Origin of the sequence: Imperialibacter sp. (assembly GCF_048007035.1) — a bacterium.
In the GTDB taxonomy this organism is placed as follows: domain Bacteria; phylum Bacteroidota; class Bacteroidia; order Cytophagales; family Cyclobacteriaceae; genus Imperialibacter.
This window is the reverse complement of the sequence record NZ_CP180355.1, coordinates 431,414-454,766: the sequence shown is the minus strand read 5'-3', so window position 1 is coordinate 454,766 and position 23,353 is coordinate 431,414. Positions and strand designations below refer to the sequence as shown.

Here is a 23,353-nt window from a genome sequence, read left to right as displayed (position 1 = left end):
GAGATTAAATTTCTAATTTTACTTTTTCAATAATAGGTTGAGGCCATGATAGATACCCTTCAATTTCCGATCACGCAGGTGGCGAAGTCCAGAATCAAGGAGCTGGACATGGATAATGTTCAATTTGGTAAGAGCTACTCTGACCACATGTTTATGGCAGATTATGTCGATGGACAGTGGAAGGATCTGAGGATTGTGCCTTATGGCAACCTGTCAATGAGCCCCGCTAACACCACATTGCACTACGGCCAGTCTATTTTTGAGGGCATGAAGGCGTACAAAGCCGAGAACGGCGACGTACTTGTTTTCCGTCCGGAAAAAAACGCTGCCCGTCTGAACAAGAGCGCCGAGAGAATGTGCATTCCCGAAATTCCTGAGGAGATGTTTATGAGTGCGCTTACTGAGCTGCTGAAGCTGGACAGAGACTGGGTGCCTAACAAGGCTGGTACTTCGTTGTACATCCGTCCGTTTGTTTTCGGCAACGATCCATTTGTGGGCATCAGGTCGTCACTGACATATCAATTCATCATTTTCACCAGCCCGGCAGGCGCTTACTATTCCAGGCCCGTTAAGGTGAAGGTGGAGACAAAATATACCAGAGCTGCTCCCGGAGGCACCGGCAGCGCCAAAACTGCTGGCAACTATGCAGCGGCATTGTACCCAATGGTGCAGGGGCAAAAAGCTGGTTACGATCAGCTACTTTGGACCAATGCAGGCTCTCACGAATACTTTGAAGAGTCTGGCACCATGAATGTGTTCTTCCTGATTGACGGTGTGCTTTGCACAGCTCCGGCGGGAGAAACCATCCTTGATGGGGTGACCAGGGACAGTGTGATTACCCTGGCCAAAGAGTGGGGCTATCCTGTTGAAGAACGCAAAGTATATGTAAAAGAGCTCAAGCAGGCATTGCTCGATGGTAAGGTGAACGAAGCGTTTGGTGTAGGCACAGCTGCGACTATTGCCAAGATCAGCCACATCGGTTTTGAAGACGGCGACCTGGAATTGCCAGGTGAGGAGTCGAGAACGCTGTCGAACAGGCTTTTGAAAACACTTGATGATATCAAGTACGGCAGAATAGAAGACACACACGGCTGGATTTACAGAATCTGACGATCATAACATATCACAAAATCCATCCGCTTTTCGAAGGGATGGATTTTTTGTTGGTTAAGGTTGAAAGGTTGGCGAAAGTTGTTTAGGGGGCGCTAATCAAATCTAGAAAATCGTTTTAGGCTATTTGACTAAGGCAATTCGACGGTCAACCCCCTTAAATACCCTAACCCTAAAGGGCACAAGAAGGCTGTTAGAACCCCTTTAGGGAATTAAAGGGTACAAACCCTTAGCCAAATAGCCGTGAAGTTATTGGTTAAAAAAAATTATTTCGCCCTTTGAGTTGGAATGCGGAGTGAAGAACGGACTAGTAATTCCCGTACAAAGTAAACTTAATTGAAAAACAAATAACACCATGACAATAGAACAGTTGAAAGACGTGAAAGCCAGGGTAGCGGCTTTGAGGGGGTATCTTTGACTACGATAACCGCAAACGTGAAGTAGAAGACAATGAGGCGCTGACAGTGCTGCCGGGCTTTTGGGACAAACCCAGTGAAGCAGAAAAGCTGTTAAAAGAAATAAGGCTGCAGAAGGTGTGGACAAATGCCTATGAAGAAGTAAGCACTTCGCTGGAGGATCTTGAAACCATCTATGAATTCTACAATACCGACGAGGCTGAGATGGAGGACGTTGATGCGGAGTACAAAAAGGTATCTGCGCAGTTGGAAGAGGTGGAGCTGAAGAAAATGCTTAGCGGGGAAGAAGACCAGCTGAGTGCCATGCTGGAAATCAACCCGGGTGCTGGCGGAACAGAAAGTAACGACTGGGCGGAAATCCTCATGCGGATGTACATCATGTGGGGAGAGAAGCATGGTTACAAAGTGCGGCAGGTGGACTACACACCAGGCGATACGGCTGGTCTTAAGTCAGCCACGCTGGAGTTTGAAGGGCAGTTTGCTTATGGTTACCTGAAAGCCGAAACGGGTGTGCATCGCCTGGTGCGAATTTCGCCCTTCGATTCAGGTGGAAGGAGGCATACCTCTTTTGCCTCGATCTACGTGTATCCGGTAGCCGACGACAGCATAGAGATTGAAATCAACCCGGCCGATGTGGAACTGCATACGTCTAGATCAGGTGGTGCCGGAGGTCAGAATGTAAACAAGGTGGAAACCAAGGTGCAGCTGACCCACAAGCCAACGGGCATTGTGGTGGTGTGTCAGGTCGAGCGTTCGCAGTTGGCCAACCGAGAACTGGCCATGCAAATGCTGAAGTCGAGGCTGTATCAGATGGAGGTGGAGAAACGCAATGCCGTGCGTGACAAGGTGGAAGCCGGCAAGATGCGGGTCGACTTTGGCTCGCAAATCCGCAACTATGTGCTGCACCCTTACAAACTGATCAAGGATGCCCGCACCGGCGTGGAGCGCACCGATGTGCAGAATGTACTCGACGGCGATCTCGACGACTACATCAAAGCGTTTTTGATGGGGCAGGAGGCGTAGGTCGGGGGAGGGTAGTAGCCACCCTTACCGGTCATTGCGAGGCTGTGGACAATTTTTTCTTTAAGTGCGTTACTATCAGCCGTGGCAATCTACTTGTTTTGGATACGAATTCTAACAGACAGATTGCCACGCTCGTAAGGCTTCCCGTTCAATGAATTTGATTTATTTACTCGCTCGCAATTACCGTCCCAGAGGCAAGGTGGTTTCTGAAGTAGATTCGTTGTCCAGGCACCCGTGTTGAGACAACGTCGTCAAAACCCATGCAATTTTTTGAATAACCTTCCCGAAGGTTCTACCTTTACCCGTCGATTTTTTCTATGACCCAGCAAAAGATATACACATGGCAGTTTATGCTATTGTGTTTCAGTAGTCTCCTTTTCTTCAGCAGCTTCAACATGATCATCCCGGAGCTGCCAGCTTTCCTGACCTCCATTGGTGGTGGCGACTACAAGGGTCTCATTATTTCGGTTTTTACCCTCACAGCCGGCCTCAGCGGCCATTCAGTGGCAAGCTGGCCGATAAGGTCGGACGAGTACCTGTGATGGTATTTGGCGCTACGGTCAGCGGATTGGCGGCGCTGGTATATCCCCATGTCACTGTGGTGTGGGCCTTCCTATTGCTGCGTTTCTTTCATGGGTTTTCTACGGGTTTTAAACCTACTGGCACGGCAGCCTATGTAGGAGACATTGCGCCGCTGCTGAAGAGGGGAGAAGCCATGGGCATTTTTGGCCTCTTTGGAAGCATGGGGATGGCCATCGGGCCTGCCATAGGTTCCTACATCGCCTCAGCTGCTTCGCTGAACACCATGTTCTACACCTCTTCATTGATGGCGCTGTTGTCAGTGGTTATACTGGCTGGCATGAGAGAGACGCTGGTCAATAGAGAGAAATTTCGCCCCGATCATCTGAAAATCAACTGGGCTGATGTGTATGAACCAAGGGTGCTTTACCCCTCGGTTACCTTGCTGCTGACGATGCTGCCTTTCGGGGCTGTGCTTACCCTCGCACCCGACTTTAGCGACTATTTGGGAATGGGAAACCGAGGTCTATACTTCACGACTTTCACAATAGCTTCTCTGGGTATCAGGTTCATTGCGGGTAAGGCGTCGGACAAGTTCGGAAGGGTGGCTGTGCTGCGTTTCTCCATCTTCTTTCTTGTGGCGGCCATGATCACCACCGGATTTTCCACCAGTGTATGGCAGTTTTTGACAGGTGCTGTGCTGTTTGGCATCGGTACGGGCATGAACTCACCAACCATTTACGCCTGGACCATTGACCTCAGTGATGAACGCCACAGAGGCAGGGGCATTGCCACCATGTATATTGCCCTGGAAGTGGGCATAGGTTTGGGGGCACTGCTGGCAGGGTGGCTGTATGGCAACCATTTTTCGCATATGCCCTTTGTGTTCTCGTTTGTGGGCTTTGTTGCCTTTCTGGGTTGGGTTTTTGTGGAGCTCATCGGTAAGAAAAAAGACGTGATTCCCTCTCAACTGCGCCAGTAGATTTATTTACTTTGTTCCAAAACACAGACAATGAACACCCGAAACCTGATATCTGTCCTTTTCCTTCTTTCGATAGGTGTGCACCTGTGGGCGGTGGGCGTTGAAAACTCCGACCTGATCCATTGGTCCAAGCCTTTGTTGATGCCCTTGCTGGCCTTTTATTTTTGGTTGAGTAGCAAGGCGGTTGACAAGTCGGTGAGGGTAGGCATTCTGGCGGCGCTGGTTTTTAGCTGGCTGGGTGATTCATTGCTTATGTATCAGGAAAAGGCAGAAATGTATTTCCTGCTTGGTCTGGGCGCATTTCTAATAGCACAGATCATGTATGGATTCAATTTTGCTCAGCTTAAAAATCCTTCAAAGAAAAAGATGGAATGGCGGACAAAATTCAGTGTGGGCCTGCTTGTCATCTTTTACTTTTTCATGCTCTACACCCTCTGGAATTTCCTCGGCAACTTCAAGGTTCCCGTCATCCTTTACGGCGCTTGTTTGGTGGGCATGCTGCTGATGGCAGTGATCAGGAAAAACAGAACCAACGAAACAAGTTTCTCGCTTTTATTTTTTGGCGCCATCGCCTTTCTCGTGTCCGATTCTATGCTGGCGGTAAGTAAGTTTGTCGGGCCATTTCCCATGGCTGGGTTTTGGGTAATGGTAACGTATATTGCGGCACAAGCGCTGATTGTTCAGGGAGTATTGGCACACTATCACGGTGAGCCTAGTCCAGAGAAGAAACCTGCGCCGAAGGGGCGTCGATGAGGTACTCGTGCACGGCGTTCTCCACGGTTTTGAGCTCTTTTACCTTTTTCTTGTAGCCGGGAAGCTCAACATACAACCAATAAGGGCTATCACATATTTCGTTGGTCAGTGTCAGAGCGAGATCATCGTCAGGGCACTTGTTTTGATACGTGATGATTTTGCTGAAGTAGTTCCATTTGATCTGCCGCTGTTTCGACCAGTCCCGGTTCAGGTCTTGCACCCTTTTGGTATCTGTAGTCAGCGAGTCGACCAGGTAGGAAGCCACGTCTTCCGACAACTTGTACCTGATTTTCACTGCATAGCGGTCGATAAAGTAAGCCGTGATTTCATCTACGTTGGCTGGGCCAATTTTGATCCCCGGATTCTTTCTGGTATAGAAATGCAGCCTGCGAAAATGAAAACTGCCCAAATCTTTGTAGCCCGTAAGATCGATGACATCCCGATAGGCATTTAGGGCAAGGGCCGTCTTGCGATTGGCGACAGGAAGTGATGAGGCCGTACCATTTGCTGATGAACCAGTTTTATCAGTTGGGTCGATGGTAGATCGTTTTTGTCCGCAACTCAGCATGGCAGCTAAAATAAGGAAGGGGAGAAGTGGCCTCATCAGAACTAAGTTAGCTATTTATTGTCTCGGAATGCTCGTTTCTGTCAAAATAGTAGCCGCCAGTTGTAAGATTTATTGAAAATGAAATTGAATTAAGTCATTTTCAAAAGTTATTATTGCAGCCACGTTAACATGCCCCAAGGAATGGATAAAAAACCGGAGATTACTTATTCGCTAGGACGATTCGAACCCCAGGTATTCGTTAAGGTTTTTAGTCTGTTAATAGTTATTCTGGCAGGATTGTCGCTTCTGGCGAGTTACTTAATGGATCAGTCACTTGAAGGAATCATTGTCGGCCAGGGGCTCTATCGGTTTATTCTTCTTCCCTTTTTTCTTGCCGGTGGGATTGCTTACATCACCAGACATTCAACGCTGAAAGTTACGCATGTCACCAAGAGAAAGCTTGGCAAGCTGGTCACTGAAGCGATGCGAAAAGAAGGCTATGAGTTGAGAAAAGACAAAGACCAGGTGATGGTTTTCGATCCTGAGATCAGTGGGATTGTCTCACTGAATCAATGGATGGAGAATGTTACAGTTACCGTGAAGTTCAAAAACCACAACATGACCATTGTGGGCCCCAGGAGAATTATGAGGAATATGCACGACAGGGTGAAATTTGGACTTGATTTCAAGGAAGCCATGCGCCTGGAACCTGCTCAATAAAACTTAGCCACTTCCTCCAGCGGCTTTCTTGCCAGCTTAGGCACGTAAACCTCGTCGGCCGCATAACCCACAGGTAGTAACAAATAGGGCCTTTCATTGTCGGGCCTTTCGAGTATTTTCGACAAAAAATTCATTGGACTTGGTGTATGTGTCAGTGTCACCAATCCAGCCATGTGCACCGCTGAAATGAACATCCCGCAGGCAATCCCCACCGATTCATTTACGTAGTAGTTGTTGATCTTTTCGCCTTCTTCATCCTTGTCATACACTTTTTTGAAGACCACAACGATCCATGGAGCTGTTTCAAGAAAGGGTTTGTCCCAATTGGTGCCTATAGGTGCGAGATCCTTCAGCCAGCGTTCGCTCATGCGGCCATGGTAGCTCTCGTATTCTTCCTGTTCGGCTGCCTTTCTTATTTCCTTTTTGATCGCTGGGTTTGAAATGGCACAGAATGTCCAGGGTTGCTTATGTGCTCCGGAAGGTGCTGTAGAGGCGGTTTTTATGATATTTTCGATCACTGCCCGATCAACCGGCTTGTCGGAGAAATCTCTGACGGTTCGCCGCAAGTCCATGTCCTGATAGAAGTGCAGGCTCTTTTGCAAGGTGATTTCCGGGGTAAACGCCCTCGGATGATGGCGCACATGCTCGTATCCGTCTATAACTTTTATTGTCTCCTCAGTCATTGTTTTGGCCTTTATTAAAAAATGCAGCCTCTTGTCGGGCTTAAATTTTATACCTTCTCAAATCTAGACAACCAATTGTAAACCTCAGAATTGATGTTAAAAAAAATAGCAGCACCGTCCTTCCTATTGCTTTTCAGCTTCTTTACATCGCATGCTCAACAACTAACAGTTTCGGGGCTGCAGGATAAAGTAGAGGTATACCGTGACCCCTGGGGTATCAACCATATTTATGCTGAGAATGAGCACGACCTCTTTTTTACGCAGGGCTACATGGCTGCCAAAGATCGCCTTTTTCAGTTTGAGATTTGGCGAAGGCAGGCCACAGGTACGGTAGCTGAACTGCTGGGAGAGCGGGAAATCAAAAGAGACATAGGTACGAGGCTCTTCAAGTTTCGGGGAAACATGAAAGAGGAAATGAACCACTACCATGAAAGAGGGGAGGAAATAATTATCGCTTTTGTAGATGGTGTAAATACCTATATCGCCGAAGCTAATTCAGCTCCGGAGAAGCTGCCAGTTGAGTTTCAACTGTTGAAGACAAAACCGCAGCCATGGACGCCAGAAGTAGTTATTTCAAGACATCAGGGGCTGTTGGGTAATATTGGCAACGAGCTAAAAGCTGCCCGGGCCGTGGCGGCGATTGGAGCCGAAAAGTTTAAGGAAATAGAGTACTATCATCCGTTCGATTCCGATTTGAATATGGATCCGGTTATTGACCAGTCGCTGCTGACCGAAGATATCCTTGAGCTCTACAATGCTTATCGGAAATCTGTCAAATTTCAACCCTCAGATGTGCAAGCCAGCGCCAGGGAAGGCATGGGGAAGTACAGCGAGCTGGCAGCCAAATGGGAAGAGGACTTTACACTTGACAGGCAGGAACTCAGAAACGCCATTGGTAGTAACAATTGGGTGGTAAGTGGTGAGCGTACTCAGAGCGGATACCCCATGCTGGCCAACGACCCGCATCGTGGACTGGCTGCACCCTCACTCCGGTATTGGTCGCACCTGGTAGCGCCGGGCTGGAATGTGATAGGGGCTGGTGAGCCTGAGATTCCCGGCATTTCCATTGGCCACAATGAGTACGGCGCCTGGGGGCTCACAGTGTTTACCAACGACAGCGAAGATTTGTATGTGTATGATACAAATCCGGAAAACCCTAACCAGTACAAATACAACGATGTCTGGGAAGATATGAAAATCATTACCGAGACGATCAAAGTGAAAGACCGGCCCGACGTCACTGTTGAATTGAAATACACCCGCCATGGCCCTGTAGTGTTTGAAAAAGCAGAGAAGCATGTTGCTTATGCCGTCCGCTGTGGGTGGCAGGAGGTGGGCGGTGCGCCCTACCTGGCTAGTTTAAGGATGGATCAGGCCGAGACCTGGGAGGAGTTTCGGGAGGCTTGCAACTACAGCCATATCCCGGGAGAAAACATGATCTGGGCCGACCGGAAAGGAAACATCGGCTGGCAGGCTGTGGGCATAGCTCCCATTCGTAAAAACTTCAGCGGCATGGTGCCAGTGCCTGGCGACGGCCGCTACGAGTGGGGAGGCTACTTGCCGATCAAAGCCAAGCCTCACAGCTACAATCCGGTGGAAGGCTATGTGATTACCGCCAATGAGAACCTTACCAAAACCGATTATGAGTTTCCTGAGGTAATTACTTTTGACTGGGGTGATGGGTACAGGGGCGACAGGCTGAAGGAGATCATTGCTTCGGGTAGGGTGCTGAGCCTGGGGGACATGGCAGCCATGCAAACGGACTATCTGGCGCTTCCGGCAAGGGAAATTGTGCCTATGTTGAAAAATATGGCTATTGCTGATACAAAAATAAGTGCAGCGAGAGACAAACTGCTGGCCTGGGATTTTGTGCTCGACAAGAATTCCACTACGGCCACCATTTATGCAGCCTGGGAAAAAGAGATCAATGCGAGAATGAAGGATCTGATGATTCCTGCCGAGGCCAGGCCGCACATTTCAGGGCTTTCCATGTTTAAAGTCATCGGCTGGTTACAGGCACCGCCGCCGGTTTTTGGTAGCGATCCAATCAAAGGAAGAGATGACCTGCTGACTTCGTCGCTTGCTGCGGCCATTGCTCAACTTGAGCAAAAACTGGGAAGAGATCAACGTAAGTGGCAATATGGCCAGGAAAAGAACCATCATGTGATAATCAAACACCCCATGAGTGAGGCGGTGTCTGCTGACATGCGGAAAAAATTGGATGTTGGTCCCGCACCACGGGGAGGCTACCACCTAACGCCAGGTGTGACAGGGTCAGGCGACAATCAAACCCATGGTGCCACGTTTCGGATCATCATGGACACGCAAAATTGGGATCGCTCAATGGGTATCAACTCCCCCGGGCAGTCGGGAGATCCGGATAGCAAATATTATAAAAACCTCTTCGACCTTTGGGCGAATGACAAATACTTCCCCGTTTACTACTCAAAAGAGATGATCATGAAAGTGGCTGAAGAAAGCTACAAGATGAGCCCCAGGTAGAGCTATCTGCCCAGCTTGTACTCCAGCCCACTTTTTACGGTGGGCCATTCGGTATCAAGTATACTATAAACGGCGGTATCCCTCATGGTGCCGTTGGGCATGATATAATGGTTTCGGAAGATGCCATCGAGTTGAGCACCAAGCCGCTCGATGGCTGCCCTTGATGCTGTATTCATTCTGTGTGTTCGAAACTCTACCGCAATGCATTTCAGGTTTTCAAAAGCGTGTGTAAGGAGCAAATGCTTGCATTCCGTGTTAATCGCAGTGCGCTGAACAGACTTTGCATACCAGGTGGAACCTATTTCCAATCGATGTACGGCTTTCTCAATCCTCAGGAAGCGGGTAGCTCCAACTATCTTTTGATGTGCCTTGCTATAAATCACAAAAGGCAGGCAGGTTTGGCTGGCCTGCTCCTTAAAAGCTTTTTGCATCCAGGCTTCCATTGTTTCTGGTGAGGGTACCAGCGTGTACCAAAGCTTCCACAGTTCACCGTCTTCGGCAACGTCGCAAAGGCTGGCAAGGTGCTCTGGAAGCATGGGCTGAACGATTACATGTTCACCCTCTAAAGTTACCGGGAGCGGTGGGTATTCATAAGGGACTGAGTTCATCAATTCGTTAGCCTATATTAAAAAATAAAGCGAGCCAAATGTAAGCCTTTTGCCAATTTTCATAAAAGCTATTCATGCGAAAGATTGCTATGATATTTTTCCAGTCAACCGTTTCGGAGTTAATTGAAAGCGTTTCTGATCGTATGTGGTGTCTGAAAAATGTCGAAAAGCTATAAAATATTACAGCACTACCGGTGCCCCACTATAAATACATAAATTGCAGCGTATTTTCGAGCGATGCGGAGCCTGGTTATATTCTTTTGTTTGGTTGTTGTACTTTCTTTTGGGGCACAGGCCCGGGAAGCGGAGAGGGGTATTATTGACCTTAGGGCATTCGATTTTTCGCAGGGGAAAGCACAACTTGAGGGTGAGTGGGAGTTTTATTGGGAAAGATTGATAACGCCAGAGCAGTTCAAATACGCTGCTCCAGCGCCTGATTACTTCATGTTCCCCAAGCTCTGGAACGATTCAAAAACTGCTGGTGGCGTAGAACTGTCGAGTCAGGGCTTTGCCACCTACCGGGTCAAGTTGCTTCTGCCACAACAAACTCCGCCGTTGTCTATTGCCATAAGCCACTTCTACAGTGACTACGATCTGTATGTCGACGGTCAACTGCTGGGGGAAAATGGCGTGGTGGGCAACACCAAAGAAACTTCTGAGCCTCATTGGATTCCCAAAACACTGAGAATCCTGCCCAGCTCTGATACCCTGGAGTTAGTGCTCCATATCTCCAATTTTCATCATTCGAAAGGTGGAGCCCGGGAGTCTATTCTGTTGGGAGCCCGGGATAGAATTATGCACGACAGCCTGTTCAATATCAGCTACGACCTCTTGCTGTCGGGCTGCCTGATCATGGCTGGTCTTTTCTTCCTGGGACTTTATTTATTTGGGCAAAAGGAAAACTACATCATCGCTTTTGGCCTTTTTTGCCTGGTATTCAGCTACAGGTTTTTCGGCGCCGATAACTATGCGCTGCACATTCTGTATCCTGACATTCCCTGGACGGTAACCTTGCATTTTGAGTACCTGGCCCTGTTTTTAGCGCCCTCGCTTTTTGCCATCTACTCTTACACTCTTTTTCCAAAAGACGGCAGCCTTATTATTTTGGGTGGATTTGCAGGTCTCTCTGGCTTGCTGAGCCTGCTCACCCTTGTTTTGCCCAGCACCATTTTCACACTTTTTGTTGAGCCCTATCTATTCGTGATGGTCGCTGTAATTGCCTACGTTTCCTACGTGTATGCTGCTGCGGCCAGGTTTAATCGGGACGGAGCCAATTATGCTTTGGCTAGCACCATGGTGGTGCTGTTGGTGTTTATCTACAAAATATATGTTTACCTGGCACTGGAGCCAGAAAACAGACTCCTGACGTTCATTGGGTTTATTTCATTCTTTTTCTTCCAGTCATTGAACATGTTCTTCAGAGTGACCAGGTCTTTGAGGGTGGCCAAGGAAGAAGCGGAGGAGGCATCGAGAACCAAGTCTGATTTCCTCTCCATGATGTCGCATGAAATCAGAACGCCAATGAACGCAGTAATAGGCCTGACCAATTATATGATTGGCGACAAGCCAAAAAAAGAACACAAAGAGGCACTTAACACACTGAAATTTTCTGCTGAGAACCTGCTGGTGATCCTCAACGACATCCTCGATCTTAATAAAATTGAAGCCAACAGGATTGAGTTTGAGAAAATGCCTGTCAACATCAGGCAGCTGACATCCCGCTTGAAGCAGGTTTTTGAAAGGATAGCCGATGAGCGGGGGCTCTATATTAAGGTATCGGTTGACGAAACGATAACTCAGTCTATTGTCTGTGATTCGACACGAACAAGTCAAGTGTTGAGCAATTTGATCAGCAATGCCCTGAAATTCACCAAAGAAGGTGGTATTGAATTGATAGTGAATGAATTGGACAGAGATGAAGGCCATATAACGCTGCGGTTTGCAATAAAGGACACGGGCATAGGAATTTCTATGGCCGACCAGCAGAAAATATTTGACAGCTTCACTCAGGCAAGCACCTCAGTGACCAGAGAATATGGGGGCACCGGGCTCGGGCTAACAATTACCAGAAGGTTGCTTAACCTTCAGGGCGTGCAACTCGGTCTCAACAGCGAGAAAGGCAAGGGCTCTGAGTTTTACTTTATTCAGAGGTTCGAGACCGTGGATCATGCTGTAGAAGAGGATGAAGCGTTGGCGGATGGAGTTGAATCAGGGAATAAAGGAGCGAATATTCTTCTTGTTGAAGACAACAAAGTCAATGTGCTGGTAGCGCAGAAGTTTTTGAAAAAATGGGAATTTGGCATCGAAATAGCGGCCAATGGGGCTGAGGCTGTCGACAAAGTCAAGAACAAAAAGTATGATCTGATTTTGATGGACTTGCAAATGCCTGTCATGGATGGCTATGAAGCCTCCAGGCAAATAAGGGCGCTCGGGATTAATACGCCTATTATTGCCCTCACCGCTTCCACCATGATGGAAGACCGGGATAAGGTAAAGCGGTTCGGTATGAACGACCATATTATAAAACCGTTTGACCCGGAGGATTTGAAAAAGAAGGTGAACAAATACATCACGAACAGCGTCATAGACCAATAATTTTTTTTCACTCCATAGCTAACCATTTTGGTGAAAAACTGGTTATGGTGCTATGGAAAAAGAAGCTAAGGCTCCCAAAGCAAAAGCTGGAGCCAAAAAACCTCAAAGCGCCGACATCAGGGCCAAATACAAAGAGCACGTATTGGAAAATGGTGCAGCACCATCTTCCTTTTTTTTGTTTGCCAAGTCGCTTAAGCTGAAAGAAGAAGACTTGTATGAGTTTTACAATTCATTTGAGTCTATTGAAAAGGGTATCTGGCACGACTTTGTCAGCGCCACAATCCAGGCTATTGAATCAGAAAAAGTTTACGAAGAGTATTCTGTCAGGGAGAAACTTTTAGCGTTCTACTACACCCTGATTGAGGAGCTGAAGCGAAACAGGAGCTATATTCTGTGGCAGATGCAAGCTGTGAAGCACCCCACCACAACGCCTTATTTTCTCAAGGCTTTTAAATCCGAATTTCTTTCCTGGGCCAATAATCTTGTGATTGAAGGCAAGGATACTGACGAAATAGCGAACCGGCCTTTTATCAGCGACAGGTATGGCGAGGCCATGTGGGTACAGACCTTGTTTATTCTCAATTTTTGGCACAAAGATGAGAGCAAAGGCTTTGAAAAAACGGATGCTGCGATAGAAAAAGCCGTTAACCTGGCTTTTGACCTCATGGGGCGGGGAGCTGTGGATTCATTGCTAGACCTGGCCAAGTTTATTTATCAATCGAAGAAGGAAGCCTGATCAAAATGAAAGAACAATCCAGCATCCCCACATCAAAAGTAGAAAGAGCCTCGAAGTTTGTGCGAACGGGTGCCAAAGTGGGAGGCAACTATGTCAAGCATTACGCCAAGCGCTTCATTACGGGCGATGCTTCCCGTGAGGATCTTGATCAGGCCAACGCCGAAGATATTTATGGTTCGCTGAGCGAACTCAAAGGAAGTGCACTGAAAGTGGCTCAGATGCTGGCCATGGATAAGAATATCCTCCCGACGGCTTATCAAAACCAATTCTCCATGGCGCAGTACAGCGCTCCTCCGCTGTCTTATCCGCTGGTGGTGAAGACATTCAAAGAACAACTTGGGAAGTCGCCAACGGAGGCTTTTGAGTCGTTTACCAAAAGTGCTGTGAATGCAGCCTCTATAGGGCAGGTGCATAAGGGCACTATCGGCGACAAAGAATTTGCCGTAAAGGTGCAGTACCCTGGAGTGGCCGGCAGCGTAAGATCGGACTTGAAGCTCGTGAAGCCCTTTGCCCTCAGGCTCGTGAAGCTCAACGAGCAGGAGCTAGATCACTATATGGAAGAAGTAGAGGAGCGACTACTTGAAGAAACCGACTACAAGCTGGAATTGCTTCGCTCAAAGCAAATTTCGGAAGCCTGCGCCCACATACCCAACCTGACTTTCCCCAGGTATTACTCCGAGCTTTCATCGGAAAGGATTTTGACCATGGATTGGCTGCAGGGTTTGCACCTAAAGGAATTTTTGCAAGATAACCCTTCACAGGAGCTGCGAAACCAGATAGGTCAGGCGATGTGGGACTTCTACAACCATCAGGTGCATAACCTCCTGCAGGTGCATGCAGATCCTCATCCGGGTAATTTCCTTATGATGGAGAATGGTATGCTGGGGGTAATTGACTTTGGCTGTGTGAAAGTGATTCCAGAGGATTTTTATAAGACCTACTTTCAACTGATGAGGGAAGACTTGCTCTGGAAAGAAGAGGAGCTGGTGGCGGCATTTCACGACCTGTGTTTTTTGTATGAAGACGACCCGGCCGACTATAAAGTTCTTTACATCGATGTGTTCAAGCAAATGATGCAGCTATTGGGCGCTCCTTTTCATAAAGAGTCATTTGATTTTGCCAACGAAGAGTATTTTAAGAAGATCTTTGACCTGGGGGAAGGTATCTCTAAGCGCAAAGAGTTCAAGAACTCTAAGCATCCGAGGGGTTCCAGGCATGGGTTGTACATCAACCGCACTTATTTTGGACTCTACAACCTGCTCCATGACCTTGGAGCGGAGGTGAGAACGACGAAACCGGAGTGGTTGGAGGCGGCAGTTGCGTAGAAACGAACCCTATTTTGTCACATTCTGCGGGTGTTCGAGCTACGGCCTCACGCCATTTCTCACTTGGAGGAGATAATTTCTCTCATCTATTTTGCGGGTTGAAGGCACTTATTTTTGTCGGAATAATTATATAATATTCGATAGCCGACGTAACAGGTAAAGTATTACTTAATACTCCTATTTCTAACATTATTTCGCTAGTTCACCAAATAATGATATGTGTATATCGTTATTTTTTGCAATTCGAAATTTTATTTTGGAACTCATTACATTTTAGACTCTAAGGGAGGAGAAGTGTTTTATAGGGCCTCAGAATAATTTTTATTATAGTCACGGAATACTCCAAATTGAGTATTGACATGGCACGGCTCAGCCGTTACTTTTATAGAGTGATTTTTTTATAACCAACATACCACTTTATGAAAGCCCTTCTAACAACATTATTAATCGTCCTGACCTCATTTGCGGTCTTCTCGCAGAAGCTTCCTTTTCAGGGGCAGCTTATTGAAAACGGAACACCTGTGACAGGCTCCCGGGATTTCACATTTAATATTCCGGATGGACTTGGGGGATTCGTTTGGACAGAGACACAAACCGGCATCAATGTGCAAGACGGACTCTACTCTCTGGTATTGGGAGAAGTGACCCCCTTGCCCGCCGGGCTTTTTAGTGGTGTTGAGTCGAGAACGCTCGAGATCAATGTTAGCGGCACCGACCTGAGTCCTATTGAGATTTATCCAAGCCTTACCAAAATTGATGCTTTGAACTATTCAGCAAAGAATGGGGGTGACCTGATAGGTTTGGATATAAAGCAGGCGGCTGATGCCGACGTAACCGGCACTACGGTTGGGATGCAGGTGGAAGCTTCCGGCGCCGGTTCTGGAAGTGGCGATCAAATAGGTTTTTATTCTGAGGCCAATGGAGACAACAGGCTGTATAACACAGGTGTGTGGGCAAAGGCCCTGGGAACCGGCAATGGCCAGGCTGGAACTGAAAATTATGGGGTTTATGGTGAGGCCAGGAACAACACAAAGTCTAACGTAGGAACATCCGGTGTTGCTTATGGTGCCGCCGAGAAGAATGTTGGTATATATGGCACTGCATCTGGTGGTACAGAGAATTACGCCGGGTTGTTTGAAGGCGATGTGAAGATAAGCGGCAACTTGGTTATGGAAGGGAATTCGGCTGGTACCTCTACATTCACCAAGACTCAGGACAGCTCAGCTGGTGAAGAAATTACGGCACTGAAAGGAGAAGTAAGCGGAACAGGAGTTTGGGATGGGCAGGGTGCCGGAATTACAGAATACAGCGGAATATTAGGTATTGGTAGTGCTGCTGAGGGTGGAAACGCAGGTGTGAGAGGTATTGCCAATGTTTCAGCCAATTCCGCCAGCTTCCATTATGGCGTGTATGGTATCTCCAGGTCTACTGAGGCGAATAGTACTGCGGTAATCTATGGGTTAAGAGGTGAGGCACTTGGTCAATCAAGCTTTAGCGTTGGTGTTAGGGGAATTTCTAATAATTCAGCAGCTGGAGGCGCCAATTTTGGAGGTGATTTTTCCGCAAATGATAACCCGGGACAAAATGTCGGCTTACGAGGAAGAGCCCAGGGCGACGGAGCACAAACAAGCGAAAATATAGGTGTATCAGGTGTTTCTACGTCCAACAACTCTGCGAAAAATATTGGCGTGTATGGCACTGCTTCTAGCGCCTCGGGGGAAAACTGGGCAGGATTTTTTGAAGGAGATGTGAAGGTGACCGGCACACTTTCTGTTGATGGACAGGGGGGAAGCATTTCTGCCACAGGTATCAATCAGGACTACGGGAATTTTGGAGAAAAGGATTGGGAGACAGGTCTTCAGGGCTACCTTGACCTTCGTGGCGATGCCGAAGCAGGAAAAGACAATATCAGAATCGCTTTAGGAGTGGAAAAAGCAGGATCAGAAACAGTTGGCAGCTTTTCCCTATTTGGCCCCGTGTACAATGATGTGAATTGTCCTACTTGTCCAAGGAGCTTAGTTTCTGCTTATCTCTCAAACGACCCGGGCGGAAATACACCCACTGAATGGTCGGGCAATTTTCAGCTAAGCGGACAAGAGTCTCCTAACGTTATCATTGGTGGTCAAAACTACCAGGACAGCGATTTGGGACATATATCACTGTTCGGCAACAAGCCGGACGGAAACGGCTGGTTTTACAGCCATGCAGGCTTACAGGTCAATCAGGATGGGAGCCAGGAATGGGGCTCTTTGCGACTGGAGGCTAACGATGGAGTGAGCAACGTGGAAATAGGGGCCAAATCCTGGGAGGATCCCACGAATGGGGCGGGCAGACCTTACTTCCGCATGCGGGGTAATACGCCGGATCAGGACTTGGTATGGATGGAAGTAGCCGACGATGGGTTGGGCAATGAATTGGGTGCGGTCAGTTTTAACGGTACCGATGGAGCTAACCTTAGAATTGATGCCAATGGGCTGAGCGGCGACATTAAGAATATCTATATGAAAAGAGCCACCCTGCAAAGCCAATGGGGGAATGATGGTCAGGGTGCGTTGGAGCTAAGAGATGCGAATGATCAAACCCGTATCCAGGCTTCGGTAAATGATGATGGAGCGTCTACCTATTCAGGGCACATAAATTTAACCAATAGTGCCGACGGTGGCTTTGTTACCCTCGATGGGCAATGGGGAGTTCGATCTTCCTCGATGGTGGCCGTGTCCCAGGGCAGCAATCCAGGAAACAATTCAATTGAGATGGGTGACAATTCGGATGCTGGCTTCCTGAACATTAATAATACCAACAACGAAAATGAAATAACCCTTAATGGACTTGACGGAAGTATCAATGTTAGGGCTGGCATTGTTGGCATCTCAGTTGAGGACGACGGATTGGGTAATGACATCGGCGTATTGCACCTCAGAAGCTCCGATGGAAAAGACTTTAGAATGGATGCCAATGGCCTGGATGTAAGCATCCCCGGTATCAACGAATTATCTGTTGATAAAGACTACCTAAATGCTGGCATACATGTGCAGGTTGGGAATTATTTTGGATCTACAAATGAAGGTGCTAACCCCGCTACTGATGGAGCCTATATTGCCCAGGACGGCGGAATTCAGGCGAGATTATTAAATGTAAGGGAAGAGGTAAGTGGCTCTACGACAAGTGTTAATGGCACCTCACAGTTCAAATTAGGCTTTGCCGGCACTGAAAGTGACGAAGGTTACCTGGCAATCGATTATTTAGGTAATGAAAAGGTTAGGCTTGCGACAAGTACGAATTCCGGATACTTATTTTTGAAGGATAATACCAACACCAATACCATTTCGATGGACGGTTTAATGGGCACTATTCACGTTTCAAGTTCTGTCTACGCCGGTGGCGTTCAGCTTACTTCAGACCGAAGACTCAAGGAGAATATTTCTCCTTTACAAAACTCCCTCGCAAAAACCCTTAAACTCCGTGGAGTTTCCTATAACTGGCTAGACAAATCCAAATCGCAACGCCAACAAATCGGCGTGATCGCTCAGGAGGTAGAGGAAGTTTATCCGGAGTTTGTACACACCAACGAAGAGGGCATGAAGTCGGTGAATTACTCACAAATGGTGGCCGTGCTTATCGAAGCCATCAAAGAGCTGAATACTCAGATCGAAACACTGAAGACCGAGAATGTATCGCTAAAAACGGAGTTGGCGACAGCAAAGAATAACGAAAAAAGAATAACCGAGCTGGAAGCCAGCGTTAAATCGCTGGTGAACCTGCTACAGGCACCTTCTAAACCTTCGGATGAAAACAGCATCTCACTAGGGAAACAAGAGTAGTCATTCAACTACCTAATCCACTCAATCAAGTTGGACTTAAAAACTGAATGACTATGAAACGAAACTTAAGATATTATTTACTGCTGGCGTGCACTGTTCTCCTTTACGAGGGAGTACAGGCGCAGCTGGTGCAGACGAGCCAAACAACGTCGAATGGCGGTGGCAGTTCAACTGGCACAAATATCCAGCATTTTGGGGTAGCAGGCCAGTCTGTAGCGGGGGGTGCTTCGGGTGGTAACTATCAAATGAATATTGGCTTTATTCATACCATTGCCAATGACGCTTTTCCTCAGGCACCATCCGATTTCCTGGTATTGCCTTTGAGTGAAACTTCACTTCACATTAGCTGGATTGACAATGCTAACAATGAAACTCACTATGCACTGGAAAGATCAACTTCGGATGATTTCACGACTGATTTAGTAGGCATTCCTGTCGGTGCCAATGGCACTGAATACACTAATGCCGGCCTCACTCCAGACACCTACTACTTTTACAGGCTGAAAGCTGTGGGAGCCAGTGAGGAATCGGATTATGTGTATGATGGTGCTGCCACTTTCTCCGGCACGCTTGATGACCGGTGGGCCTGGGCAAGTAGCCTGAATTCACCTTCTTATGGACGCACCGTTGCCAACGACAACAATGGTAATACCTATGTTGGAGGGCGTGTTGATGCCGACTTGTTTGTCGGTGCTGAAAGCTGGGTTGTATCTGGAGGCAGCGACGGCTTTGTGATCAAATATGATGCGGACGGAAATATCGTGTGGGGCCGACAACTATTATCCAATAGTGGCGCATCAGTGGAAGAAGTAAAAGTTGATGCCAATGGCGTGTTGTACGTCAGTGGGTATTTTAGTGGACAGCTGACCATTCCCAACGGCCCGACTTTCAATTCACAAGGGAGCACTGACGGATTCCTACTGAAAATGGACACCAATGGGCAGTTGATATGGGCCAAGTCTTTAGGGGGCTCACTCAACGACCTCATCACCTCCCATGCCTTTGATGGAAGTGGTAATATCCATCTGCTCTACAGCTCTTCAAGCGTAAATGGCACGTTTGGAGGCAGTGCGCTCAACGCTGGTTTACACATAGTGACCATCTCACCGAACGGAAACTTTGTGAGGACCAGGCCTGTGTCTGCCGAATCAGGCGTTTCAGGCAACGACCTGGCTGTTGATGCGCAGGGCAATATATACGTTGTAGGTGGTTTTAGCGGCGCTCCCAGCATAGCCGGTGTTGGCTTGTCAGTCAGCGGCACAATCGACATTTACTACGCTAAGTTCAATAATTCTGGCGATCCTCTGTGGGTGAAGCAAGCATCAACACCTGAAAACGATATCGCCTATGCAGTCGCAGTAAATGGCAGCAATGTGTACGTTGGCGGCTTTTTCGATGGCAGTTCTCTGGTGGTTCCTACAATTAGCCCTGCCAGCAGTGCCGGTGGACGGGAAGGATTCCTGCTGGCTGCAAGCAGTGCCAACGGCGACACGCAGTGGATTCGCACAATGGGCGGAGCTGGAAGCGATGGCATTCTGGCGATGGCAACGGGCAGCTCAGGACAAATTGTCGTAAGCGGTTTTATGGGGATTGATCAAATGTTATTCCCGCCGTCGGCTGAGACATTGAGCAACGGTTTTGGATTCTTTGCTCACTACGATGCCTCTGGAGCAGTCCTTCGGGTAGACAAGGTAGAAGGTAAGTCTAATTATTTGGTGTCGAATCGTGCTGTTTCAGTTTTTGAGAACAATCTCTACGCCACCGGCCGCTTTTTGGGAGCTGCTGAATTTGGTCAGTTGACTACGTTGAATTCTGGTGGCTCGGCGGCTATGTTTGTGGGCAAGTACAAGTATCAGGAAATATGCGATACGCCTGTGTCGTTCACTGTTTCGAATGTTACGTCCACCACAGCTGACTTAAGCTGGAATATAGCTCAGTACCCTGCCGGAGATGCGCTCACTTATAAAATCCGTTACAAACCATTGGGTACGCTCACATGGGAAGAGGTAATTCAAGGGGAAACCACCCTTCAACTTACTGCACTTGAGCCTGGTGTGCAGTACCTTGTTCAGGTGAACATGACCTGTACTGGGTCTGAGGTGCTGACCTCGGCTTATACGGATGTGGAATCGTTCACCACATTGGGTGCACCTGCTTGTGAAGTGCCTGTCGTAGCGAGCGATGTGAGCATCAGTGATACGGAGCAGGACATTACATGGAATAATACGGGGGCTGTGACCTACGATGTTCGTTACAGGCTAAAAGGAACTACTATCTGGACAACCACTACAGGGCTTGTTTCTGCGAGTGCGAGTCTCACCGGCCTGCAGGCTGGTATGGTGTATCAGATACAGGTAAGAGGAGTTTGTGCGGCTGTTCAGACCCTGTATTCATCCGTATATGAGTTTACTACTTCGGGAGCTGTAAGTTGTCCGGTGCCAGCAGGTATGTCGGTTTCGGGTATCACTGCTTCGTCTGCTACAGTTTCCTGGACAGACCAATCGGCTGAGTCATACGAAATCAGGTACAAGCCCAACGGCACTGCTATCTGGACGACCACCGGCACAGCTGCAGCCAGCATAGATTTGACTGACCTGGAACCAGGTACTGACTATGTGTACATGCTCAAGGCTGTCTGCAATTCGAGTTCGGGGCTGAGTTCAGTCTACTCAACTGTCAATCAGTTTACTACCACGGGTGCACCAAGTTGTGTGACTCCGGTTGGGTTGAGCGCTACAGTGACTACCAATTCCGCTGATATAAGCTGGACCGCCAGCACAGGTGCCGTCGCCTACGACATTCGTTACCGTGTGCAGGGCACTACTGTTTGGAATTATGTACAGAGCCCAACAAACAGTAAGCAATTGACAGGGCTTAGCGGAGGCACTTCCTACCAGGTGCAGGCCAGATCGGTTTGTACCCTTGATGGTACGTTTGTGTCTGTTTATTCAACCACCTACATCTTCACCACCCAGGGAGCGGCTGCATGTACCACTCCTGCGGGTTTGGTAGCTACTCCAGGCACAACCGATGCGAGTTTGACGTGGGCGGCTCAGGGCGGCGCTTTCAGCTATCAGGTACGCTACAGGTTGGAGGGAACTACCACATGGAGCTATCAAACCACCGCAACCAATTCATTGAACGTCAGTTCACTGGTGAGCGGAATGCCCTATATGTGGACCGTAAGAACCATTTGCAATGCGGAGGGTACCCTTGCTTCGCCTTTTGCTTCCATGGCGTTCTTTGAAACTACGGGTGTAGTTTCGTGTGAAGTGCCAACAAACCTATTGGTGTCGGCAATCACTGACCAGTCGGCTAACCTTAGCTGGAGCGATGTCGGTGCGACATCCTACCAAATTCGCTACCGAATCGCAGGAACACCCATATGGACGATGGTTCCGGTGGTCAGTCCTTCCTACGTCCTCACCGGCCTTGAGTCAGGCATGCCTTATCAGGTGCAGGTCAAGGCAATTTGTGCCGTAGATGGAAGTGTTCAGAGCCTGTTTAGCTCATTGGTTTCATTCGAAACCTCTGGGACCGTCAGCTGTGAAATTCCTGTTAACCTTGCTGCTTCCAATATTACGTCCAGCTCGGCCACGGTTTCATGGACCACTGTGGCAGAAGCAGCAAGTGGCTACGGGTTGAGGTATCGGGTGAAAGGAACCAGTTTGTGGACGCTCGTTACAACCGGAACAAATATTTACAATCTTACAGGGCTCGAGCCAGGCATGCCTTATCAGTTCTCTGTGAAATCAAACTGTAGCACCAATCCTGTGTTGTCGTCGGTATACTCTGTCCCGGCAGAGTTCACCACCGATGGCTTACCAAGTTGCGATGTACCGTCCGGTTTTAACGTTAGTGCTGCTGATACAGACGCAGAGATAACCTGGGCTAACCTTGGCTCCTTGAGTTATGACGTCCGGTTCAGGGTGAGTGGCTCCACCATCTGGACAAACTTGAATGTTGGCACGAATGCGATCAGCCTCGGCTCGCTCCAAACGGGCACCAATTATCAATTCCAGGTGCGTTCTGTTTGTGCGGCCAATGGCTCACTGAAATCGTTGTACTCCGGTGTGGAATTTTTCACCACCACCGGCACAGTGTCATGTGAATCGCCAACTGGCCTCGCAGCGTCGGCCATCACCGACACGGGCGCTCAGGTTACCTGGACTGTTGCTGCGGGTGTAGATCAATATGACGTTCGTTATCGAGTAAAAGGTACTACCATTTGGACACAGGTGCTTGCAGGTACCGCTTCGGTAAGCCTGTCTGGCTTGTCGTCGGGTATGCCATACCAGGTAAGGGTGAGAACACTTTGTGCTCCGGATAACAGCCTGGTGTCCCCGTATTCCTCCATAATGGAGTTTAGTACTACTGGTGCCACGGCATGTGCGGTTCCAACCGGTTTAACGGTTGGCGTCACCGAGCAGACCACCGCCGATTTGTCGTGGGGGGCTGCCAGCGGGGCTCTGAGCTATGAAGTTTTGTACCGCAAGCAGGGCGACATTATCTGGACGGCGGCAACTTCAGCCACTGCATCGATAAGCCTCTCAGGACTGACTTCGCTGACCACCTACCAGTGGAAAGTGCGTACAATTTGCTCAGGTGATAATTCGTTGCGCAGCCAGTTCTCGTCAGTGTCTACTTTCCAAACCATTGCCGAGCCAGGAGCCAGGGTAGCTGAAGAAGATGATACTGAGATAGCCATGGGACTTGAAGAAGTTCTGGCAGCTTTTGAATTGGTGATTTATCCAAACCCATCACCTGATCAGGTGTTTTTCCGGCTTATACCACCGCAAAGTGACTACTTCTCTTTGTCGGTGTTTAACCTTGCCGGGCAGGAGGTACAACACTTGTTTGACGGGTGGCTCGAGGGAGAAGAGCAGGCTGAGTTTATCTGGCAGGGGAGGGATCGACCTTCTGGCATCTATGTCTTTAAGCTTTCGAATGGCAAAGGACTGGAAATTAGCAGGAGAATCATTCTGACCCACTAATCTAACCCAAACTACTACT

At 48.3% G+C, this 23,353-nt stretch carries 15 protein-coding genes; 12 read left to right on the top strand and 3 right to left on the bottom strand.

The window, feature by feature from the left end; genetic code table 11:
- The first annotated feature begins 45 nt into the window (after nt 1-45).
- The 5 genes from ACMVP2_RS02045 (at nt 46) to ACMVP2_RS02025 (ending at nt 4,803) form a co-directional block, all read left to right on the top strand.
- Nucleotides 46-1,110, top strand: coding sequence for a branched-chain amino acid aminotransferase (locus ACMVP2_RS02045; RefSeq protein ID WP_416866519.1), 1,065 nt, complete (start codon nt 46-48; stop codon nt 1,108-1,110).
- A 355-nt stretch (nt 1,111-1,465) separates the two neighbouring features.
- Nucleotides 1,466-2,549, top strand: a protein-coding gene (gene prfB / locus ACMVP2_RS02040) for a peptide chain release factor 2 (protein ID WP_416866518.1) whose coding sequence is annotated in 2 segments (ribosomal slippage) — nt 1,466-1,525 and nt 1,527-2,549 — 1,083 coding nt in all. Because the reading frame shifts where the segments join, the coding sequence is not laid out codon by codon here.
- 317 nt (nt 2,550-2,866) lie between these two features.
- Complete coding sequence (locus ACMVP2_RS02035; RefSeq protein ID WP_416866517.1) at nt 2,867-3,091, top strand: hypothetical protein; 225 nt, start codon at nt 2,867-2,869, stop codon at nt 3,089-3,091.
- A complete protein-coding gene (locus ACMVP2_RS02030) occupies nt 3,091-4,050 on the top strand; it encodes an MFS transporter (protein WP_416868234.1) in 960 nt (319 codons plus the stop codon). The genes ACMVP2_RS02035 and ACMVP2_RS02030 overlap by 1 nt, the downstream gene beginning before the upstream one ends.
- 30 nt (nt 4,051-4,080) lie before the next feature.
- Nucleotides 4,081-4,803 carry a lysoplasmalogenase gene (locus ACMVP2_RS02025; protein ID WP_416866516.1) on the top strand — a complete coding sequence of 241 codons (723 nt, stop codon included), beginning with the start codon at nt 4,081-4,083 and terminating at the stop codon, nt 4,801-4,803.
- Here the strand turns inward: ACMVP2_RS02025 and ACMVP2_RS02020 are convergent.
- A complete protein-coding gene (locus tag ACMVP2_RS02020; RefSeq protein WP_416866515.1) occupies nt 4,763-5,407 on the bottom strand; it encodes a hypothetical protein in 645 nt (214 codons plus the stop codon). The genes ACMVP2_RS02025 and ACMVP2_RS02020 overlap by 41 nt on opposite strands.
- A 144-nt stretch (nt 5,408-5,551) precedes the next feature.
- Between ACMVP2_RS02020 and ACMVP2_RS02015 the strand changes: the two genes are divergently transcribed.
- Complete coding sequence (locus tag ACMVP2_RS02015) at nt 5,552-6,070, top strand: hypothetical protein (RefSeq protein WP_317487368.1); 519 nt, start codon at nt 5,552-5,554, stop codon at nt 6,068-6,070.
- Here ACMVP2_RS02015 and ACMVP2_RS02010 read toward each other — a convergent pair.
- Nucleotides 6,064-6,753, bottom strand: coding sequence for a nitroreductase family protein (locus tag ACMVP2_RS02010; RefSeq protein WP_416866514.1), 690 nt, complete (start codon nt 6,751-6,753; stop codon nt 6,064-6,066). The genes ACMVP2_RS02015 and ACMVP2_RS02010 overlap by 7 nt on opposite strands.
- 93 nt (nt 6,754-6,846) lie before the next feature.
- On the opposite strand from ACMVP2_RS02010, the gene ACMVP2_RS02005 reads away from it, so the two are divergent.
- Nucleotides 6,847-9,255 (top strand): penicillin acylase family protein, encoded by a 2,409-nt coding sequence (locus tag ACMVP2_RS02005; protein ID WP_416866513.1) that lies wholly within the window; start codon nt 6,847-6,849, stop codon nt 9,253-9,255.
- A 2-nt stretch (nt 9,256-9,257) separates the two neighbouring features.
- Here ACMVP2_RS02005 and ACMVP2_RS02000 read toward each other — a convergent pair whose 3' ends face one another.
- Entirely contained in the window at nt 9,258-9,863 is a 606-nt protein-coding gene (locus ACMVP2_RS02000) for a GNAT family N-acetyltransferase (RefSeq protein ID WP_416866512.1), read from the bottom strand.
- A 264-nt stretch (nt 9,864-10,127) separates the two neighbouring features.
- Here ACMVP2_RS02000 and ACMVP2_RS01995 point away from each other — a divergent pair, with 264 nt between their 5' ends.
- The 5 genes from ACMVP2_RS01995 to ACMVP2_RS01975 all read left to right on the top strand — a co-directional run bounded on the left by ACMVP2_RS01995 (nt 10,128) and on the right by ACMVP2_RS01975 (nt 23,334).
- Nucleotides 10,128-12,458 (top strand): response regulator, encoded by a 2,331-nt coding sequence (locus ACMVP2_RS01995; protein WP_416866511.1) that lies wholly within the window; start codon nt 10,128-10,130, stop codon nt 12,456-12,458.
- Between the two features lie 52 nt (nt 12,459-12,510).
- Nucleotides 12,511-13,194 (top strand): TetR family transcriptional regulator C-terminal domain-containing protein, encoded by a 684-nt coding sequence (locus tag ACMVP2_RS01990; protein ID WP_339791532.1) that lies wholly within the window; start codon nt 12,511-12,513, stop codon nt 13,192-13,194.
- A 5-nt stretch (nt 13,195-13,199) separates the two neighbouring features.
- Nucleotides 13,200-14,519 carry an ABC1 kinase family protein gene (locus ACMVP2_RS01985; protein ID WP_416866510.1) on the top strand — a complete coding sequence of 440 codons (1,320 nt, stop codon included), beginning with the start codon at nt 13,200-13,202 and terminating at the stop codon, nt 14,517-14,519.
- 419 nt (nt 14,520-14,938) lie between these two features.
- Nucleotides 14,939-18,340 carry a tail fiber domain-containing protein gene (locus tag ACMVP2_RS01980; RefSeq protein ID WP_416866509.1) on the top strand — a complete coding sequence of 1,134 codons (3,402 nt, stop codon included), beginning with the start codon at nt 14,939-14,941 and terminating at the stop codon, nt 18,338-18,340.
- 53 nt (nt 18,341-18,393) lie between these two features.
- Nucleotides 18,394-23,334 (top strand): fibronectin type III domain-containing protein, encoded by a 4,941-nt coding sequence (locus tag ACMVP2_RS01975; RefSeq protein WP_416866508.1) that lies wholly within the window; start codon nt 18,394-18,396, stop codon nt 23,332-23,334.
- Nucleotides 23,335-23,353: the final 19 nt, after the last annotated feature.

Bases quoted from the DNA above. Each gene is read 5' to 3' on its own strand.
- ACMVP2_RS01975 (WP_416866508.1), top strand. From the start codon at position 18,394: ATGAAACGAAACTTAAGATATTATTTACTGCTGGCGTGCACTGTTCTC.
- ACMVP2_RS01985 (WP_416866510.1), top strand. From the start codon at position 13,200: ATGAAAGAACAATCCAGCATCCCCACATCAAAAGTAGAAAGAGCCTCG.
- ACMVP2_RS02020 (WP_416866515.1), bottom strand. From the start codon at position 5,407: ATGAGGCCACTTCTCCCCTTCCTTATTTTAGCTGCCATGCTGAGTTGC.
- ACMVP2_RS02025 (WP_416866516.1), top strand. From the start codon at position 4,081: ATGAACACCCGAAACCTGATATCTGTCCTTTTCCTTCTTTCGATAGGT.
- ACMVP2_RS02045 (WP_416866519.1), top strand. From the start codon at position 46: ATGATAGATACCCTTCAATTTCCGATCACGCAGGTGGCGAAGTCCAGA.
- ACMVP2_RS02035 (WP_416866517.1), top strand. From the start codon at position 2,867: ATGACCCAGCAAAAGATATACACATGGCAGTTTATGCTATTGTGTTTC.
- ACMVP2_RS01990 (WP_339791532.1), top strand. From the start codon at position 12,511: ATGGAAAAAGAAGCTAAGGCTCCCAAAGCAAAAGCTGGAGCCAAAAAA.
- ACMVP2_RS02015 (WP_317487368.1), top strand. From the start codon at position 5,552: ATGGATAAAAAACCGGAGATTACTTATTCGCTAGGACGATTCGAACCC.
- ACMVP2_RS01980 (WP_416866509.1), top strand. From the start codon at position 14,939: ATGAAAGCCCTTCTAACAACATTATTAATCGTCCTGACCTCATTTGCG.
- ACMVP2_RS02030 (WP_416868234.1), top strand. From the start codon at position 3,091: ATGGTATTTGGCGCTACGGTCAGCGGATTGGCGGCGCTGGTATATCCC.
- ACMVP2_RS02000 (WP_416866512.1), bottom strand. From the start codon at position 9,863: ATGAACTCAGTCCCTTATGAATACCCACCGCTCCCGGTAACTTTAGAG.
- ACMVP2_RS02005 (WP_416866513.1), top strand. From the start codon at position 6,847: ATGTTAAAAAAAATAGCAGCACCGTCCTTCCTATTGCTTTTCAGCTTC.
- ACMVP2_RS02010 (WP_416866514.1), bottom strand. From the start codon at position 6,753: ATGACTGAGGAGACAATAAAAGTTATAGACGGATACGAGCATGTGCGC.